This window comes from Microbacterium sp. EB106-03-03-XG65, assembly GCF_058791955.1.
The window spans coordinates 652,840-671,389 of the sequence record NZ_JBYTEB010000001.1 but is presented as its reverse complement, the minus strand read 5'-3'; the positions used below and the strand labels follow the sequence as shown (position 1 = coordinate 671,389).

Annotated in this window: 17 protein-coding genes; 8 read left to right on the top strand and 9 right to left on the bottom strand. The window is 68.3% G+C overall.

Features of this window, described 5'->3' with window-relative positions; all coding sequences use genetic code 11:
• Position 1 precedes the first annotated feature (1 nt).
• From AC3WS6_RS03235 to AC3WS6_RS03220, 4 genes are all read left to right on the top strand, one after another.
• Entirely contained in the window at positions 2-949 is a 948-nt protein-coding gene (locus tag AC3WS6_RS03235) for a carbohydrate ABC transporter permease (RefSeq protein ID WP_492499632.1), read from the top strand.
• Positions 949-1,905: a carbohydrate ABC transporter permease gene (locus AC3WS6_RS03230; protein WP_492499631.1), complete on the top strand. Its 957-nt coding sequence runs from the start codon at positions 949-951 to the stop codon at positions 1,903-1,905. The genes AC3WS6_RS03235 and AC3WS6_RS03230 overlap by 1 nt, the downstream gene beginning before the upstream one ends.
• 76 nt (positions 1,906-1,981) lie before the next feature.
• On the top strand, positions 1,982-3,235 hold the full coding sequence (locus AC3WS6_RS03225) for an ABC transporter substrate-binding protein (protein WP_492499630.1): 1,254 nt from the start codon (positions 1,982-1,984) through the stop codon (positions 3,233-3,235).
• A 148-nt stretch (positions 3,236-3,383) separates the two neighbouring features.
• Positions 3,384-4,502: a glycoside hydrolase family 76 protein gene (locus AC3WS6_RS03220; RefSeq protein WP_492499629.1), complete on the top strand. Its 1,119-nt coding sequence runs from the start codon at positions 3,384-3,386 to the stop codon at positions 4,500-4,502.
• 111 nt (positions 4,503-4,613) lie between these two features.
• Here AC3WS6_RS03220 and AC3WS6_RS03215 read toward each other — a convergent pair whose 3' ends face one another.
• From AC3WS6_RS03215 to AC3WS6_RS03200, 4 genes are all read right to left on the bottom strand, one after another.
• Positions 4,614-5,750 carry a GntR family transcriptional regulator gene (locus tag AC3WS6_RS03215; RefSeq protein WP_492499628.1) on the bottom strand — a complete coding sequence of 379 codons (1,137 nt, stop codon included), beginning with the start codon at positions 5,748-5,750 and terminating at the stop codon, positions 4,614-4,616.
• A gap of 65 nt (positions 5,751-5,815) precedes the next feature.
• The gene (locus AC3WS6_RS03210; RefSeq protein WP_492499627.1) at positions 5,816-7,000 is read right to left on the bottom strand and encodes a MalY/PatB family protein; all 1,185 of its coding nucleotides are present in this window, start codon (positions 6,998-7,000) and stop codon (positions 5,816-5,818) included.
• Positions 7,001-7,171: 171 nt separating this feature from the next.
• The gene (locus AC3WS6_RS03205; protein ID WP_492499626.1) at positions 7,172-7,918 is read right to left on the bottom strand and encodes a 3-keto-5-aminohexanoate cleavage protein; all 747 of its coding nucleotides are present in this window, start codon (positions 7,916-7,918) and stop codon (positions 7,172-7,174) included.
• Positions 7,919-7,922: 4 nt separating this feature from the next.
• Positions 7,923-8,150, bottom strand: a complete 228-nt coding sequence (locus AC3WS6_RS03200; protein WP_492499625.1) for a DUF2188 domain-containing protein — start codon at positions 8,148-8,150, stop codon at positions 7,923-7,925.
• A gap of 312 nt (positions 8,151-8,462) precedes the next feature.
• Between AC3WS6_RS03200 and AC3WS6_RS03195 the strand changes: the two genes are divergently transcribed.
• Positions 8,463-9,962, top strand: coding sequence for a serine/threonine-protein kinase (locus AC3WS6_RS03195; protein WP_492499624.1), 1,500 nt, complete (start codon positions 8,463-8,465; stop codon positions 9,960-9,962).
• A gap of 270 nt (positions 9,963-10,232) precedes the next feature.
• Here the strand turns inward: AC3WS6_RS03195 and AC3WS6_RS03190 are convergent, their stop codons facing one another.
• Positions 10,233-10,694 carry a VOC family protein gene (locus tag AC3WS6_RS03190; protein WP_492499623.1) on the bottom strand — a complete coding sequence of 154 codons (462 nt, stop codon included), beginning with the start codon at positions 10,692-10,694 and terminating at the stop codon, positions 10,233-10,235.
• A 100-nt stretch (positions 10,695-10,794) separates the two neighbouring features.
• Between AC3WS6_RS03190 and AC3WS6_RS03185 the strand changes: the two genes are divergently transcribed.
• Positions 10,795-11,742 (top strand): helix-turn-helix transcriptional regulator, encoded by a 948-nt coding sequence (locus tag AC3WS6_RS03185; RefSeq protein ID WP_492499622.1) that lies wholly within the window; start codon positions 10,795-10,797, stop codon positions 11,740-11,742.
• Between the two features lie 19 nt (positions 11,743-11,761).
• Here AC3WS6_RS03185 and AC3WS6_RS03180 read toward each other — a convergent pair whose 3' ends face one another.
• The 4 genes from AC3WS6_RS03180 to AC3WS6_RS03165 are packed head-to-tail and all read right to left on the bottom strand — an operon-like array spanning position 11,762 to position 16,080.
• Entirely contained in the window at positions 11,762-12,172 is a 411-nt protein-coding gene (locus tag AC3WS6_RS03180; RefSeq protein WP_492499621.1) for a RidA family protein, read from the bottom strand.
• 17 nt (positions 12,173-12,189) lie between these two features.
• The gene (gene solA, locus AC3WS6_RS03175) at positions 12,190-13,401 is read right to left on the bottom strand and encodes an N-methyl-L-tryptophan oxidase (protein WP_492499620.1); all 1,212 of its coding nucleotides are present in this window, start codon (positions 13,399-13,401) and stop codon (positions 12,190-12,192) included.
• The gene (locus AC3WS6_RS03170) at positions 13,398-14,603 is read right to left on the bottom strand and encodes an ornithine cyclodeaminase family protein (RefSeq protein ID WP_492499619.1); all 1,206 of its coding nucleotides are present in this window, start codon (positions 14,601-14,603) and stop codon (positions 13,398-13,400) included. The genes solA and AC3WS6_RS03170 overlap by 4 nt, the downstream gene beginning before the upstream one ends.
• A gap of 4 nt (positions 14,604-14,607) precedes the next feature.
• On the bottom strand, positions 14,608-16,080 hold the full coding sequence (locus AC3WS6_RS03165; RefSeq protein WP_492499618.1) for an APC family permease: 1,473 nt from the start codon (positions 16,078-16,080) through the stop codon (positions 14,608-14,610).
• A gap of 238 nt (positions 16,081-16,318) precedes the next feature.
• On the opposite strand from AC3WS6_RS03165, the gene AC3WS6_RS03160 reads away from it, so the two are divergent.
• Both AC3WS6_RS03160 and AC3WS6_RS03155 read left to right on the top strand, forming a co-directional pair.
• Positions 16,319-17,857, top strand: a complete 1,539-nt coding sequence (locus AC3WS6_RS03160) for an APC family permease (RefSeq protein WP_492499617.1) — start codon at positions 16,319-16,321, stop codon at positions 17,855-17,857.
• Positions 17,844-18,542, top strand: a complete 699-nt coding sequence (locus AC3WS6_RS03155; protein WP_492499616.1) for a helix-turn-helix domain-containing protein — start codon at positions 17,844-17,846, stop codon at positions 18,540-18,542. The genes AC3WS6_RS03160 and AC3WS6_RS03155 overlap by 14 nt, the downstream gene beginning before the upstream one ends.
• Positions 18,543-18,550 lie beyond the last annotated feature (8 nt).

Here is an 18,550-nt window from a genome sequence, read left to right as displayed (position 1 = left end):
CATGACCACCGCTCGCCCTGCGCTCGACGATCGGGGCGACGCCACGGCATCCGCTCCTCGCCGTCCCCGCAAGTCCCGCAACCCCAGCGCCCGTCAGATGACGTGGCACGCGTGGCTGTTCCTGCTCGTGCCGGGCGTGCTGTTCCTCGTCTTCATGGCGCTGCCGATCGTGATGGCGCTGGTGATCAGCTTCACCGACTACGCGATCGTCGGCGACTTCGAGTGGCTCGGCATCCAGAACTACCTCGACATCGCCGTCGACCCGTTCTTCTGGATCGCCCTCCGCAACACCGCGTACTACACGCTGCTCTACGTGCCGGCGGGCCTCGTCGTCGCACTCGCCACCGCTCTGCTGCTCAACCGCCGCCACCGCGCGGTGCGGCTGTTCCGCACGCTCTTCTACATCCCGGTCGTCGCGTCGACGGTGGCCACCGCCACGATCTGGTTCTGGATGTTGAATCCGCAGAACGGCCTGCTCAACGTGGCGCTGAGCTGGTTCGGCGTCGACGGGCCCGCGTGGCTCTACGAGTCGCAGTGGGCGATGATCGCGATCGTCATGATGAGCGTGTGGGCCGGGTTCGGCGCCAACATGATCATCTTCCTCGGCGGCCTCCAGGGCGTGCCGGGCGAGCTCTACGAGGCGGCTCGGCTCGACGGCGCGAACGCGTGGCAGCAGTTCCGCTACGTGACACTGCCGTCGCTGACCCGCACCACGTTCCTCGTGTCGACCCTGCTCATCATCGGCGCCTTCCAGGTCTTCGACCAGGCCTACGTGCTGACCAAGGGCGGGCCCGGCAACTCGACCGTCACGATGGTCTATTACATCTACAACAAGGGCTTCGGCGCGCTCGAGATGGGTTACGCGTCGGCCCTGTCGTTCGTGCTCTTCCTCATCATCCTCGTGTTCTCGCTGCTGAACGCGAAGCTCACCAACCGGAAGGGCGTCTGATGACGAACACGCTCAACGGGGGCCGCGCCCTCGAGACCGCCCTCGCCGCGGGTACCCCTCTCGCGCCGATCCCGCCCACCCGCCGCCGGCCGACCGCCCGCAAACGTCTGGCGACGGTCGGCTGGTACATCGGCGTCATCCTGATCAGCGTCGTCACCGTCGCCCCGCTGGTCTGGACGATCTCGACCTCGCTGAAGCCCGCCACCGAGATCCTGTCGGGCGCGCTCAACCTCATTCCCGCGAACGCCACGCTCGACAACTACCTGCAGGTGTTCGAGGAGGTGCCGTTCGGTCGCTACTTCGTGAACTCGCTCGTGCTCGGCATCGGCGGTGCCGCGACGAACATCTTCTTCGGCGCGCTGGGCGGTTACGCCCTGGCCAAGCTGCGGTTCAAGGGTCGCGCGGCCGTCTTCGCGGTGTTCCTGTCGTCGCTCATGATCCCCGGCATCATCACGATGATCCCGTCGTTCCTGATTCTGCGCGGCATCCCCTTCGCCGGAGGCAACGACGTCTTCGGTCAGGGCGGGCTCGGACTCATCAACACCTACTGGGCCGTGATCATCCCCGGAGCCGCCGGAGCCTTCGCGGTGTTCTTCATGAAGCAGTTCTTCGAGACGCTGCCCGACGAACTCGGCGAGGCCGCACGTATCGACGGCGCGAGCGAGTTCCGCATCTTCGCGATCATCTACTTCCCCCTCGCGAAGGCCGGACTCGCTGTGCTCGGCATCATCAGCTTCCAGGCCGGCTGGAACAACTTCCTGTGGCCGCTGATCGTGCTCAACAGCCAGGACATGATGACCGTCCAGGTCGGACTCGCCTCGTTCGTCAACAACTACGAGACCGCGTTCGGCCCCCTCATGGCCGGCACCGTGATCGCCAGCCTCCCCGTGCTGCTCGTGTTCCTGTTCGCGCAGCGCTACATCATCGAGGGCGTCGCGCACGTCGGCTCGAAGTGAGCCCCGTCCTCTTTCCTCCCACCACACGCATCCCCCTCACCACACGCATCCCCCTCACCACACCAAGGAGAATTCGATGAAGAAGAACCTGAGAGTCCTGTCCGTGATCGCCACGGCATCCCTCGCCGTCACTGTCGCGGGCTGCGCGTCCGGCGGCGACACCGGCGGCAGCGGCGACGGCCCCGAGCCCGTCGTCATGTGGGGATCCTGGTCGGGCGACCAGGTCGACCAGCTCGAAGAGCAGGCCGCGCGATTCAACGAGTCGCAGGACGACTACGAAGTCTCGTACGTGCCACAGGAACTCGTCGAGGAGAAGCTGCTGACCTCGCTCGCCGGCGGACAGGTGCCCGACGTCGTGCTGTGGGACCGCTATCAGACCTCGCTCTACGCACCGAAGGGCGCGCTCGCACCCATCGACGAGTTCGTCGAGAAGGACTCGGTCGACACGAGCATCTTCTACCAGCCTGCGCTCGGTGAGATGGAGGTGGATGGCGAGCTCTACGGCCTGCCTCTGCTCGTCGACAACCGGTCGCTGTTGTTCAACCAGACGCTGCTGACGGATGCCGGAGTGCAGCCCCCGACGAACTGGGACGAGCTGAAGACCGCCGCCGAGGCACTGGCCGTCTCGGAGGGGAGCAAGCTGACCCGGGCCGGCCTCGACCTCAGCGACCCCGGTCTGTTCAACATGTATCTCGCCCAGGCGGGCGGTCAGCTGCTCAACGACGACCAGACCAAGACGGCCTTCAACAGCCCCGAGGGCCTCGAAGTGCTGGAGTTCTGGCAGAGCCTGCTGGATGCCGACGTCTACGAGCAGGGCTTCGGAGACACCGGAGACTCGTTCGCCGAGAGCCGCACGGCCATGAAGCTCGACGGCCCGTGGGCGCTGTCGACGCTCGACAAGGTCGACGGCCTGGAGTACGGGGTCGTGCAGCCACCGGCCGGGCCGAACGGCGACCAGGGCGCCTACATGGGCGGCTTCGGGCTCGTGATCCCCGAGGGCGCGAAGAACGCCGAAGGGGCGTGGGAGTTCATGAAGTGGTGGACGACGGAGGCCGAGAACGGCGTGGCGTTCGGAGAGATCTCGGGCTGGATCCCCGCCAACATCGAAGCGGCCAACGACCCGTACTTCACCGACGACGAGCACTACGCAGCGTTCATCGAGACCATGAACTACGCGCAGACCCGCCCCAACGTGCAGGGATTCTCGGATGTCGAGGGCAAGGCCCTGGTACCGGCGCTGGAGCGCTTCCTGTCGGGTGAGATTTCGGCCGAACAGGCTCTGAAGGATGCTCAGGAGCAGGGCGACCAGCTGCTCGAGCAGAACCGCTGACTCGGCCCCGCCTCCCCTCCTTCCCTCACCCAACCCTCCTTCCCAACCCCTCCTTTCAAGTCGCGCACTTTGCATAATCCCGGCCCGGAAACTGCAAAGTGCGCGACTCGAACGAGAAGACCGACCGACGACCCAGGAAACAGGACACATGACCAGTACCCCCGCGCACACGTGGTCGGCCCGAGCCGACACCGCGCAGCAGAGCCTCGACCACTTCTTCGGCACCCCCGGCGTCCAGTTCCTCGCGAACAGCCACCCCCACGACCGCGGCAACACCGAGGTGTTCAACTACTGGTGGCTCGCGCACGTGATCGATGCGCGGGTGGACGCGTGGGGGCGAACTGGCGACGACGAGTGGATCGAGCAGGCGATCGCCGCGCGAGACAACATCGTCGAGCGCAACGGCGGACAGCTCTTCAACGACTACTTCGACGACATGCTGTGGTTCGCCCTGGCGCTCGAGCGCGTACACCGCGCGACCGGCGAGCAGCGATATCTCGACGAGGGGATCGCCATCTGGGACCACGTCATCGCCGAGGGATGGAACGACACTCTCGGGTGGAGCCTCGCGTGGCGCAAGCAACAGCTCGCGTACAAGAACACTCCCGCGAACGGGCCCCTCGTGATTCTCGGTGTGCGCTTGAGTCGTCTCGACTCCTCGCGCGACTACCTTTCGTATGCGCAGCGGGCGTTCGACTGGCTGACCGCGAACCTCGTCGGCGACGACGGCTTCGTCGAAGACGGCATCAACCGAGAGGGCGACGGCACGGTCGACACCCAGTGGCGATTCACCTACAACCAGGGACTCTACGTCGGGGCGGCGATCGAGCTCTTCACCGCGACGGCCGACGGTGTCTTCCTGCAGCGCGCCGTGCAGACGGCGGTCACCGCGGCACGCGAGCTGAGTGACGGCGTCGTCTTTCCCGACGAGGGCGACGGCGGCGACGAGGGCCTCTTCAAGGGCGTGTACTACCGCTACCTGGGGGAGCTGCTCGCCGTGCTCGCGAAGGGGGAGTCGTATTCCGTCGAGAGGCAGGAACTCGAGCGCTTCCTGCGGGCCGGCACCGACGCGCTGTGGCAGAACGGCGTGGTCGACGGATATCTGCGTCCCGGCAACGACTGGTCGAAGCCGCCTCTCGAGTGGATCCCGTATTCGACGATGGTCAGCGCGATCTTCGCCATCGAGCAGCGGGCACGGCTCGAGGCGCAGGATGCTGAAGGCGCTGTGTCCGAAGCCGCGGTCGGCGCAGGGAGCGCGACGCGCTGACGGCATCCGGATCGCGGCTCGACCTGAGACGCAGCAGTCAGATCCGCCCGTGAGCTTCGGCTTGCGGGCGGATTCTGTCGTGCCGATGCGCAGTCGGCGAGGCGCGAGGCGTCAGGAGCGAGGAGCTGCCGATGATCCGCCTGTGACGAGCTCGACCGGCAGAACGATCTTCTCGATCTCGGTCGGTGCACCGATCTGCCGGCGCACCGACTCGATGGCCTTCTCGCCGAGTGCCCGCTGCTGTTGACGAACGTGGGTGTAGCGGAAGAGTCGCGTGTCGAAGGTCGCGTCCGGGTGGTCGAACGCCACGATCGAGATGTCGGTCGGCACATCGAGTCCCAGTCGGTGGCACGCCTCCCTCAGCATCAGCGCGATGTTGTACTCCGCGGCGACGTACCCCGTGATGTCGGGGTTCTGCTGCACGAAGTCGACGAGGCGCGCGATGTCCCGTTCGAGCGTGTCGGAGCTGCCGGGAACCGTCGAGCCGATCGTGCGCAGCTCGGCGCTGTTCTCGAGCGGCAGGTGATTCGACGCGTGCGCGTGGATGTATCCGTTGCGTCGATCATCGCTCGATGACACATGGCTCGTCGAGCTGACGAAGCCGACCGTCTGATGCCCGAGACCCAGCAGATGCTCGGTCGCCGCACGACCGCCCGCGAGATTGTCGGAACACACGGCAGAGACCGGAATCCCGTCGAACAGTCGGTCGAGGATCACCACCGGGAACTTCTTCGCGACCAGTTCGAGCGCCGCGGGCGGGATGTACTCCGACGAACTGGGCAGCAGGATGAGCCCTTCGACTCCTGCCTCGACGAGGGCGCGGATGCAGGCGTCCTCCTCTGCCAGATCGCCGCCTGAGCGCTTGAAGACGACGTGCGTATCGGCGCCGGCGGCCGCGAGGATGCCCTCGATCACCTTGTTGCCGAAGGTGTCATCGAAGCTCGTGATGACACAGCCGATCAACGACGGGCGACGGTCGGCTTCGGCGTGCGCGCGAGCGGGAGGCTGGGCCTCGGTCGGTGTAGCGCTCGTGACCACCGTGCCGATGCGCGGGCGGCGCATGATCATGCCGTCGGAGCGCAGCAGTTCGAGCGCGCGCTTCACGGTGATGGGGCTGACCTCGAACTGATTCGACAGCTCGGCTTCAGACGGGAGCCGGTCTCCGACCGCGTACTCCCCCTGCACGATCGACTCGCGCAACGCCTCATACACCCGCTTGTACAGCACGTCGATCCATCCGTCCGCCAATAGTTATATTGAATCTACAGGCCGTGGTGCTCCGCCGCCCAGGTTGCGACTCACCCCGCACGCCATCAGCGCGACCGAACGGCAGCCCCCATCGCGGCGAACGCCTCGCTCAGGATCGGCCGGGGCGTCGCGAACACGACTCGTACGTAGTCGTCATACCCGTGCCCGAGCAGCGCGCCCTCGGTCAGCACCACCCCGGCGTGTTCGCGGAAGAACGCCGCGGGCGGGCCGTCGATCTCGAGCGCCGCCGTGTCGATCCACCCGATGTAGGTCGCCTCGGGCTGGCGATACACCGCGCCGGGCAGTTGCTCGGCGACCAGATCCCCCAGCAGATGCCGCGACTCCGACAGGTACGCCAGCACGCCGTCGAGCCACGGCTTGCCCTGGCGATATGCCGCGGTCGACGCCACCACGCCGAGCGTCGCGGCCCCATGCTGCACCGAGAATCCGAACCGGCGATAGAGCTCCTGATCCGCGTCGTTCGAGGTGATCAGCTGCGCGGTCTTGAGTCCCGGGATGTTCCACGCCTTCGACGCGCTCGTGCCCGTGATGGTGTGGGCCGCGGTCGCCTCCGACACCGAGGCGTACGGGATGAACGGTCGCCCGTCGAAGCGCAGCGGCGCGTGGATCTCGTCGGCGAACACGCGACCGCCATGTCGCTCGACGATTTCGGCCAGCGCCTCGAGCTCTGCGCGATCGACCACGGTGCCGGTCGGGTTATGTGGGTTGCAGAGCACCAGCGTGCGGGCACCCGCGGCGAAGGCCTCGTCGATGCGCTGCAGGTCGTGATGCCAGCGCCCGTCGATGTCGACGCCGGGGATCTCGATGACCGGATGCCCGATCGCAAGAAGATATGTCAGGAACGGCATGTATGCCGGCGTCGGCACGATCACCGGCGATCCGGCGGGTGCATACTCCTCGACCGCCACCCGCAGCGCCGCCATCACGTCAGAGACCGGATGCACGCGCTCGGGGTCGATCGTCCAGCCGTACTCGCCACGCATCCACTCGGCCGTCGCGTCACCGAGTCGGGCGGCGAGCGGCGGCGACAGGTACCCGAGGTTCTCCTCGCCGATCGCCTGATGCAGTGCCTCGGCGATCACCGGCGCGACGCCGAAGTCCATCTCCGCCACCCAGGCGCCGATGCGGCCGGGGTGCAGACTCCATTTGCGACTCTCCGGCCGGTCGAGGTCGAACCTCGACCGGGAGTCGAACGGATGCGGATCAGTGTGCGTGCGCGGGTCGGTCATGGCGGGCCTCGTCAGCCCACGAACCGACATCGGACGACTCGGACGCGACAGCTCTGGATCTCGGACACGCGTACTCCTTCTCGGCGAGAGCTTCCACGCTACGGAAGCGACGGATCCACCGCGAGTCGCGTGTCGTCTGGTGACGCCGCAGCGTCGCTCTCTCGAATCGACTCAAGCGTTGAGGAACGCGGCAGCCGCTCGCACGAGCGCCGCATTGTCGGGTGCCGTTCGTCCGTCGGGCAGCAGCAGGGTGTCCTCGAGGCCGATGCGCGCGTCGAGGCCGAGCTCGACCGCGAGAGTGAAGGCGGGCCAGGCCGAACGCTGCTCGCCGTGCAGCAGCAGCGGGATGTCGGGGTCATCGAGTCGCACGTGGGCGATGAGCCCCTCGGCATGCTGCCGCACGACGTCTGCCGCCTCGTCGGGGAGCTCCACCAGCACGCGCAGAGTCTCGTCGTGCACCGGAGAGCGCTTCCACGCGTCGAGCGCGGTCGCGTCCCAGATGCCTGCCTCGATCCGGATGCCGCGGCTCGCGAGGAGCGCCGCGACCTCGTCGGCCCCGGCTTCGTGCCAGTTCACCGACGCGAAGTCCGGCAGAACCCTCCACTCACGAATCGCAGTGAGGCGCTGATCGACATCCGGCTCGATCCACGCGCCGGTCGTCACGCCGATGCGGACTCCTGGGCAGGCGGATCTCAACGCGCGCACCCACCGCTCGACATCGTCACCGCGGAGGCTGTCGTCGCCCTCGGCATCCTTCGGGTGCACATGGATCTCGCGTGCACCCATCGCGACGGCACGCGCGGCATCGGCGGCGGCAAGGGTCGTGTCGGCCGTGAGGGCAGGATGCTGCGCCACAGGTCGCGCGCCGTTGATGCACGCCTGGAGCAGCATCCGCTCCGGTGCGTCGAGCTCTGACACGGCGTCAGTTCATGAGGTCGCGCGGGTGCCAGTCATGCAGGTTGCCCGTATCGGACGGCCCCTCCTCGAGGCGCACGGTGTGCATGACCTGGCGTGCTGTGGCGGCGCCACGACCGACCCGAACCGCCTCTGCCTCGGTCTCGAAGCTCGACCCCAGAGTGCGGGATTCGCCCTCGATGCGGTTGAACCAGATTCCGTCACGCTGAAACGTCTCGATGTCGCCTGCGGCCATGGCACGTCCTTTCGGTCTGCCTCATTCCTATCCCAGACGTCCGACGCCTGAGGAGGGCCTTGACAGGCCTGCGCTTTCGCTCGTCCGGGCGCAGACGCGCAGGGCCGCGTCGACGTCGCGCGTGTGTCGAGACCGAGGGTACTCACGCCGCGCCGGCCGGTCTATGGCGCCAACGGCCCGATCTCTGCATTCCGGCATGCGATCACCGAACGATCCACGAAATCGCCTCCACGTCAACCCCGATGACGTCCTGAGCCCCTCGTGGTTGTCTCGACCGATGCATGACCCGGATGCATCCGCAAGGAGCAAGTGATGACGCTGGAAGTGATGTCGCCGACCGCGGCACTGCTCGATGGACGATACGTGTTGCATGATCGCGTCGGTCGAGGCGGCATGGCGACCGTCTACCGCGCTGAGGACACCCATCTCGGGCGCGTCGTCGCGATCAAGATGATCCACGAGGGCGAGGGCCCTGTCGCGTCGATCGAGCGGGCGCACACCGAGAAGGCGCTGCTCGCGTCGCTCAGTCACCCCTCGCTGGTGACCCTGTACGACGCCCAGCTCAGTCCAGGACGACCGCAGTACCTGGTGATGGAGTTCGTCGACGGCCCCACCCTGGCCGACCGCATGGCCGCAGGGCCGATGACCCCGATAGACGTGGCCCGCGTCACCCGCGACCTCGCCGCGGGACTCACCGCAGTGCATGCCGCGGGCATCGTGCACCGCGACCTCAAGCCCTCGAACGTGCTGCTCGCGAAGGGTCCGTCGGACCGTGCGGTCACGGCCAAGCTCGCCGATTTCGGCATCGCCTGCGCGATCGAGAACACCCGCCTCACGACGCCGGGCATCGTGCTCGGCACGCTCACCTACATGGCACCCGAGCAGCTGCGAGATGCCGAACCCGGAACCCCGGTCGACATCTTCTCGCTCGGCCTCGTCGTGCTCGAGGCTCTGACCGGCGAGCCCGGATACCCCTCGCTCGCCTCAGGACGCGCCGCCGCGATCGCGCGCGTGACGCACCCGCCGACCATCTCGGACACGGTGCCTGTCGAGTGGCGGGAACTGCTCACCGGCATGACGAGCCTCGAACCCGAGGAGCGGCCGAGTGCGGCCGAGGTCGCCCGCACCACCCGCGCACTGCTGCGTGAGTACGCCGCGAACCGCGACGGAGCCGCTGTCGCCGCAGCATCCGCCGCGATCGTCGCCGGCGCCGCGATCGCGCCGTCATCGGATGCGGATGCGGATGCGATTGCCGCTGCGGATCCGGCTGCCGCGGCACTGTCGGAGAGCCAGACGTCGGATGCCGAGGTGGCGCCGAGCGGCGCGACCGCCGTGCTTCCGGCCAATGCTGTCGCCGAGCCCACGGCCCGCCCCCGCGCCCGCGCCCGCACCCGCACCCGCGTGATCGCCGGGGCGGCCGGACTCGTCGTGGCCGGAGCTGTCCTCACCGGGGTCGCAGCCTTCAGCGCGCCGCCGACGTCGGAGCTGAGCCGCACCACGTCGGCTGTCGTCGCTCGCACCGCCGTGACGCCGGTCGAGGCAGCCCCCGCAGACGCGCCCGCCGCGCCCGTCGAGGCAGAGATTCCCGCCGCGCCGGTCGAGGTCGTCACCGACGTCACGCCTGTCGAGGTCGTCACCGACACGGGCGGACCCGGCAAGAGCGAGAACGCCGGCGACAACGGCAACTCGGGGAACAACGGCAACAACGGCAACAACGGCAACTCCGACAAGGCCGACAAGGGCGCCCAGGCTGACAAACCCGACAAGGGCAATTCCGAAAAGGGCAACAAAGACAAGCCCGCCAAGGACTAGTCCCCCAGCCCCCCAGCCCCTCAGTCCCCCAGCCCCCCAGCCCCCAGTTGGCACCTGTCGTCGCTATTCAGACCGCACACCGACAACAGGTGCCAGCCCAAAGCCCCCTCAAGTCCCTCAGTTGGCACCTCTTGCCGCTATTCAGCCTGCGTTCCGACAACAGGTGCCAACCCAAGGCACCACTCCCACCCCAAGGCACCACTCCCACCCAAGGCACCACTCCAGCCCTCAAGGCACCGGCAAGGACCAGAGGTGTCCCGGCTCCCGCGCTCAGCCCGCGTACGACGCCCGCACGTCGAGCACCCAGGTCACGCCGAAGCGGTCGGTCAGCATGCCGAAGCCGGGCGACCACGCCGACGCGGCCAGCGGCTCCACGATCGAAGCGCCGTCTGCCAGGGCGTGCCAGTAGCCGGAGAGCTCGTCGAGCGAATCGGCGCGCAGCGACTGGAAGAACGCGCGGTCGGTGATGGTCATGCCGTTCTGCCGCGAGGTCGTGCCCGCGGTGACCCCGGCGTCGTCGGCGCCGGGGATGTCGTACGCCATCAGCCGGAACCCGTCGGCGGTCTCGACCTGACCGAACACGATCCGGTCGGCGCCCGGAACGTCTGCCGGCATACCGAAGTCCGCGTAGGTGGCGAGCGTGACCGCGCCGCCGAAGACCGTTCCGTAGAACTCGAGCGCCTCGCGAGCGGTACCGCGGAAGTTCAGGTGAGTGGTGGTTGCGATGGTCATGAGATCTCCTCAGATCGTGATGCACGGCGGATGCCGCTGAGATCAACACTCACAGCAGAAGAGGTCAGATTCGGTCCTCTATCTGACGCAGAATGGACTCATGACCGGCAGCTCCTCACGCATGCTCGCCCTGCTCTCGCTGCTGCAGACCCCGCGCGACTGGCCGGGCCGCGTGCTCGCCGACCGCCTCGACGTCACCCCGCGCACGGTGCGACGAGACGTGGAGCGCCTTCGCGAGCTCGGCTACCGCATCTCCGCGATCAAGGGCCCCGACGGCGGCTATCGCTTGGCCGCCGGGTCGGAACTGCCGCCGCTGCTCTTCGACGACGAGCAGGCGGTGGCGATCGCCGTCGCGCTGCAGAGCGTGCCCGCGACGGGCATCGACATCGACGAGGGCGCCGCGCGCGCTCTCGCGACCGTGCGACAGGTCATGCCGTCTCGCCTGCGACATCGGGTCGACGGCATCCGCTTCTCCGGCGTCGAGAACCAGACCCGCGTCGATCCCGCGGTGCTCGAAGCCACGAGCTCGGCGGTGCGCAGCCGACACGTGCTGCGCTTCGACTACGGCGACCGCGATGACCGCCCGGCGCGGCGCACCGAGCCCCATGCCGTCGTCGCTCGCGAAGGTCGCTGGTATCTGCTCGCCTGGGATCTCGATGCCGACGACTGGCGCACCTTCCGCCTCGATCGCCTGACCCCGCGTCTGCCGACCGGTCTGGCGTTCACCCCGCGCGAGCTGCCCGCAGCCGACGCGCAGACCTACCTCGCCGCTCGCGCGAAGGGGTCGGATGCCGAAGACCGCTGGCCGCGCATCGGCGAGCTCGTGCTCGAGCTGCCCGCCCACGAGGTCGCACAGTGGATCGGTCGCGACGGCACGGTCGAGCCCGTCGACGAGACCTCATGTCGCGTGACCGTCGGATCGTGGTCGTGGATCGGCATCCTGGCGTCGATCGCTCGCTTCGACGCGCCGTTCACCGTGGTCGGGCCGCCGGAGCTGGCAGAGGCCTCTCGCGCCCTCGCCGCGCGTTTCGCCGCCGCATCGTCCTGACAGAGCGAGACCGGAGCACTCACAGATCGATCCGCACGCGCTGCACCGATCCGGCTCCGCGATACGCCGTCACTTCGATCTCGGCCTTGTACTCGCCCGCCAGCGGGCTGCGCGTCATGGTGAGCGCCGGGTCTATGCCACGGAACGCCTCGCCGAGCACCTCTGTCGCCTCGTCCACATGGGACTCGTCGGGTACGAACACCTGGATGCGCACGACGTCGGCGAGCGTGGCGTCCACGGCGCCGAGCGCCCGCTCGACCGTGGCGATCGCGAGACGCAGCTGCTCCGCGGCCGTATCGGGGAGGGTCCTCGTCTCGTAGTCGATGCCGGCGGTGTTCGAGACGAAGATCCAGTCGCCGATCGCGACCGCCCGCGAGTAGCTCGCGAGGGTCTCGAACTTGCTTCCGCTCTTCACACTGGTGATCAACATCGGTGGCGTCCTTCGTGTCAGTGGCCCTGGAGGACCGGGTAGTCGTCTGCGAGCACCAGATCGTCGGCGCGCGCTCGGGCGCGGCGACGATGATGATCGAGCGTGAACAGGGGGTGTTGCAGCCGACTCGACCCGCTCTCGGCGAGTTCCGCCAGCACGCGTCCGTAGGCGGGGGAGAACTTGAAGCCGTTTCCCGAGAACCCGGCGCCGATGACGATCCGCCCCGAGTCGGAGACATCGAGGATCGGGACGTGATCGGCCGTCGTCGACTCGGGGTGGATGGAGGACCGGACCACCTCGGGCAGGATGCCGGGGAACATCCGGGTGGCGATCGCCGTGCATTCCCTCAGCTGCTCGCGCGACAGTTCGCGGAGATCTGTGGCGGGGTCGTCGATCGCCTCGATGTCGGTCGTGGGGGCGATCTTGACCGAGTAGCCGTCGAGCGAGGGAACGCCGAACGCATGCTCGCCGTCCATGTCCCGCATCCAGCACGGGAAGCGATCCGGGGTGAACTGGCTGACGTCCTCCGGCATGAACCACGTGAGCGGAATGGCGATCGCGCTCACCAGATCACGCAGCTCCGGCACGATCCTCGTCGTCCACGCACCGGTCGTGACGATCACCCGCTGCGCGTGGACGATCCCGGCCGATGTCTCGATCGCAACGCCGTCGCCGCTCTCCTCGATGTCGAGAACCGGGGTGTTGTACAGGATCTCCGCCCCGCGGCGGATCGCGGCCCGCTGCGCGGTCGCCACCGCCAGCTCGGAGCGCAGTCCCCCGCCCAGAACGTCCATGACCCCGGCATCGCCGTCATCGACCGCGAACTGCGGATACTCGCGCCGGAGCTCCGTGGCGTCGAGGAACCTGTGCGGCAGATCGCCGTCCGCGATGGATCGGCGTGTCGACTCGAGGAACGGATGTCCCTCCGGCGCGACCGCGAGGACGCCGGTCTTCAGCAGCAGCTGGCGCCCGGACTCGCGTTCGAGCTCGGTCCACAGCGCCCGCGCTTCGAGAGCCGCCGTCGTGTACAGCGCACCCTCCTTGTTCGCCGCGCGGAACAGACGCGACTCACCGGCGAAAGCGGAGTGGCCGTGCGCGGGCCCGTACTGCTCGATGCCCAGCACCGACAGCCCCGTCGACTTCGCGAGGTGCCACAGCGCCATCGACCCCATGGAGCCGGCGCCCACCACCGCGACGTCGACGATCCGGATGACCTCCCCCGCGCTCATGCGAGTGCCGGCTCGGTCCACAGGTTCAGCTTCTGGCCGATGCCGCGCTCGAGCGCGTTGCGATAGACCTTCGTGCCCCAGGCGACGTCCTCCACCGGCATCCCGCCGACCGACATGATGACGATCTCGTCGTCGCTCTGCCGCCCTGGCCGCTTCCCCGAGACGACGTCGCCGATGTCGACGAGTTCCTCGCGCGCGAGCTCTCCCGCCTTCACGAGGTCCATCCATTTCTGCCCGACCATCGGGATGTACTCGAAGGAGGGCTTGGGGAACTCTTCGTACCAGGTCTCGTACAGCCCGTACGCGTCGACGACCTTGGTGATGTCGCCCTCCAGGAGCGAGTCATCGGTGTTGCACAGCGAGGGCATCGCGAAGAACGCCCCCGGCTTGATCCACTCCCGCTGGATCGTCGGGTAGTTCTCCGACCCGCCGGCGCCGGTGCCCGTGGTGCAGAAGCTCACCAAATCGCTTCCCCGGACGACGTCCTCGATCGTGTCGACGACCTCGATCGTGGTGATCGTCGGGAACTCATCGCGCACCCACTCCTGGAAACGCGCGAGGCTCTCGGCCCCGCGACCCTTGATCTTCAGCGTGTCGATCAACGGGCATGCGTCCATGAAGGCCAGCAAGACGGTGCGCGCCATGACGCCGGGTCCGGCGATCCCCGCGACGCGCGAATCCTTGCGCGCGAAGTGCCGAGCGCCGACACCCGGCACGGCGCCCGTGCGGTACGCGGACAGCAGGTTCGCCGACATGAAGGCGAGCGGCGCCCCGGTGTCGGTGTCGTTGAGCGTGAACATGAGGATCGACCGGGGAAGCCCCTTCTCGCGGTTGGCGATGTTGGAGCCGTACCACTTGACGCCGGTCGTCTGGAAGTCGCCGCCGAGGTACGCCGGCATCGCCATGAACCGTCGGTCCTCGGTGGGCACCGGCATGTTCGGGAACGGCGACGTCTCGGGGAACGTCATCATCGCACCGTGCGAATCGTTGCTCTCACCGGTCATGCGGTAGTCGCCGGCGGCGAACAGCGCGAACATCTCCTCCATCGTGTCGACGCACTGGTGCATGTCGGTCACGCCCGCCGCGATCATGTCGGCTTCGGAGAGGTAGAGGAAATCGACGTGGGGCAGGGGCATGAGGTTCCTGTTCGGGGAGGGGGTGGTCGGGGAGGGAGTGGCCGTGGACGTGGTGGTCGTGCTCATGGCCTCAGCCGGCGATCGCGTCGGTGAGCTTGGCGTAGGCGGCGGGTCGGCGGGTTCTGATCCACGCCGCCTGGATGTATCCGAGGATCGGGAAGACGATCACCAGCCCGAGCAGGCACCAGCTGACCGCGCCGAAGACGGGGTTGCCCTCGGCATCCGCATCGCCGACCATGATCGGGAAGTAGACGACGATCATGACCACCGAGAGCACCAGCCCGATGAACCCGAGCACCGGGGCGATCACGGTGTTCCAGATCCGCCTGTCCTTGCGCGTCCTGGCGAAGTAGACGATCACCGCGATCGAGGTCACGGCCATCAGGATGGCGATGGCGACCGTCGCGACGCCGGCGAACCAGGTGAACACCTGCAGCACCGGGTCGAGGCCGAGCACGGCGAACAGCGCGACGAGGACGACCGCCGTGATGGTCTGCGTGAGCGAGGACACGTGCGGCGACATGTGCCGCGGGTGCACGGAGGCCACACGGTCGGGCAGGACGCCGGCGCCGGCCATGGAGTACTGGTAGCGGGCGACGACGTTGTGGAACGACAGCACGCACGCGAACATCGCGGTGATGAGGAGGATGTTGGTGATGATCTCGCCGACCGGTCCGAGATACGCCGACATCGTCCGGAGGATGAGCGTTCCGGGGTCGGCAGCGGCCTCATCGAGGATGTTCGAGGGCCCCCACGCCATCACCAGGCCCCACGAGGCGAGCGTGTAGAAGACGCCCACGCCGATCACCGCCATGTAGGTCGCCCGCGGGATCGTGCGGTCGGGGTCGCGCGCCTCGCTGCGGAACACTGCGGTCGCCTCGAACCCGATGAAGGCGGCGATCGCCATCATCAGGCCCACACCCGGCGAACCGCTCGCCACATTCACCGGCTCGAACGGCGCGAGGCTCAGCCCCTCGGGGCCGCCGGAGAGCACGACGGCAGCGACGAGGATGAGGACGATGCCGACCTCGGCGCAGAGCAGCACACCCAGCACCTTGCTGGACAGATCGATGTGGCGGTAGCCGAGGAAGCCGACGAGAGCGACGACCGCGACGGAGTACAGCCACCAGGGAAGCGAGATGCCGAAGCCCTCGAACGTGAAGCTCAGCACGTACCCCATGTAGCCGTACACGGACACCTGGATCGTCGTGTACGTGAGCATCGCGATCCATGCGGAGGCGAGGCCGGTCGAGCGTCCGAGACCGTATCCGACGTAGGTGAAGAACGCACCGGGATTGGGGACGTGCTTGGCCATGGCCGAGACTCCGACGGCGAAGAGCAGGAGGACCACGGCACTGATCGCGTACAGCGCCGGGAAGCCCGAGCCGTTGCCGAGCAGGATGCCGAGCGGGGCGGACCCGCCGATGACGGTCAGGGGCGAGGCGGCGGCGACGACCATGAAGACGATCGCCGTGGCGCCGAGTGATCCCGACAGGACCTTCTTCGAGGAGGCCTCGGCGGCGCTGGGTTGAATCTGAACCATGTGCAAACCCTTCGGAAAAGAAGTGGAGCGGAGCGATTCCCTCACCCTGCCGCGACGGGGTTTCCCGGCCGTCTCGGAGGAGTGACGTCTGCGGTCGCCGTGAACGGGACATCCGGATGCGGGCTGTCTCATTCGGGTGAGATCTGCGCGAAACACGCCTGAAGCGTCCCTGCAACCGGCCGCTCGTAGCCTCTTCTCATCGCGCAGCAGCGTTCATCGCTCGACAGGCGGAGGCCCCATGTCTGCACTCCAAGACGCGATCGAGCGGCCCGAGACCGTTCGATCGTTCGCCGGCCGCTCACCGCTGCACGGGCTCGACAGGCACACCGTGGGTTTCGCCGACGTCCTCGCGCAGTCGGTCGCCGCGATCGCCCCTGCTGCGGCGTCGGCGATGGCCGTGCTGATGGTCGCGGATCTGGCCGGCGGAGCGACAGTCCTCGTGATGGCCCTCGCGACGGTCATCACATTCCTCGTCGCTCGGACGATCAACCAGTTCACGCGACGGTTCGCCGCCAGCGGCTCGCTCTACACGTATGCCGCACGGGGACTCGGCACGACCGCCGGGCTCGCGACGGGCGCGGCGATCGTCGTCGGGTACGCCTTCATCTCGGTCTTCGCGCTCCTCGGCGGTGCGCACTACGCGACGATGCTCGTGACCCGGCTGTGGCCGCAGCTCCCCGCGACCCCGATCGCCCTCGGCGCTCTCGTCGTCGAGGCAGCCGTGCTCGCGATCGTGCTCGTGCGCGGCATCCGTCTCTCGTCCCGGGTCGCTCTCGTCGTCGAGCTCGTTTCCGTCGCGCTGATCCTGCTCCTCCTCATCGTGCTCCTCGTGCAGATCGGACCGATCCATCCGGCGGCGGTCTTCTCGTCCGACGACGTGTCGGTCGCGGGCGTCGCGGGAGGCGCAGTGCTCGCGATCACCGCGTTCGTCGGTTTCGAGAGTTCGGCGACGCTCGGCGTCGAAGCGCGCTCGCCGCTGAAGAACATCCCCCGCGCCATCGTGTGGAGCGTCGGCGTGGCCGGCGTCTTCTACCTCATCGCCGGCTACACGCAGATCGCCGGGGCCGCCGCGATCGGGGGGACGACATCGGTCGCGCTCCTCGACGAGCTGGCGTCGCGCTTCGGCCTCTCCGCCTGGGCCGCCGTCGCCGACGTCGGCATCGCCACCTCGGGCCTGGCCTGCGCCATCGCATCGACGACCGCCCTCACCCGCATCGTGTTCGCACTCGCCCGCGACGGCGTCGCCCCGGCCGAGCTGGGACGCACGCACCGCCGCCACCGCACTCCGATCCGCGCGATCGCCATCGCCGCCCCGCCGATCGCCCTGGTTCCGATCGCGGTCGTCGCGGCCGGGGTGTCGCCCTGGGACGCGATGCGGGTCGTCCTGCTGATCTCGGCCTCGGGCTACATCGTCGCGTACGTGCTGGTCTGCATCGCCGCGCCTCTGTTCCTGCGCCGCATCGGGGAGGTCACCGCCGGATCCGTGATCGTGGCCGTCAGCGCGGCGGCAGCCCTGACGGGATGCCTGACCGTGTATCTCGCCGCGGAGGCCACGGCGGGGAATCCGGGAGTGTGGCTCACGGTCGGCATCGCCGTCATCGCGGCGGCACTGATCCGATGGCGGCGTCGCGCGCCCCTCGGTGAACTCGGACGCTACGACGAGCCGGTCGCCGCTCACGTGCTCGGCGGCGTCGCCCGCAGCGGCAGTCCCGGCGACAGCAGTAACAGCAGCGCAGACGGGGGCGAGCCGGGGGACGCCACCGATGACGGGCGGTGAGGCGGTATCGATCTCGGCCCGCCAGCCCACCGCCATCCACAGTGCGCTGTCGATGCTCGAAGCCGTCGCGGCGATGGGAGCCGGCGTCACGGCGCGGCAACTCGCCGAGCATCTGGGCATGCCGCGCGCGACGACCTATCGGCTGCTCAATCTGCTGGTGCAGGACGAATACCTCGTCCGCACACCGGATCTCACCGGTTTCGCCCTCGGCACGAAAGTGGCGTTGCTGGCCGGCAGCATCGCCGTCGAGCGCGTCCCCCGCGCCGCGCTCGACGTGCTCGAGCGCACCAGGGCGACCGCGCGGGGCGGCATCCACCTCGTCCTCTACCGCGACCACAGAGTCGTCATCGCCGATGAGGACCCCGACTTCCCCCTCTCGAACCGGCAGGGCCTGCAGCACGAACCCACCCGATACGCACTGGGGCTGCTGCCGCTCGTCGTGCGAGGGGAGGTCGTCGGCGGGGAGCACGTCGCCGACGACCCTGTCACCGAGCTGCGCGAGCAGGGCGTGATCCGTGCCCGCCACGGTCAGCGCGGGTGCCTGGTCGCGCCGATCACCGACGCCTCCGGCGCGCTTGCCGGAGGACTGTCCTACTCGGGTCCGCGCAGATACATCGACGAGTCCGATTCGATCGCCGTCGCCGTCATCGCGGCAGCACGGGAGCTCGGACCGCTCCTGACCTAGACACGGGC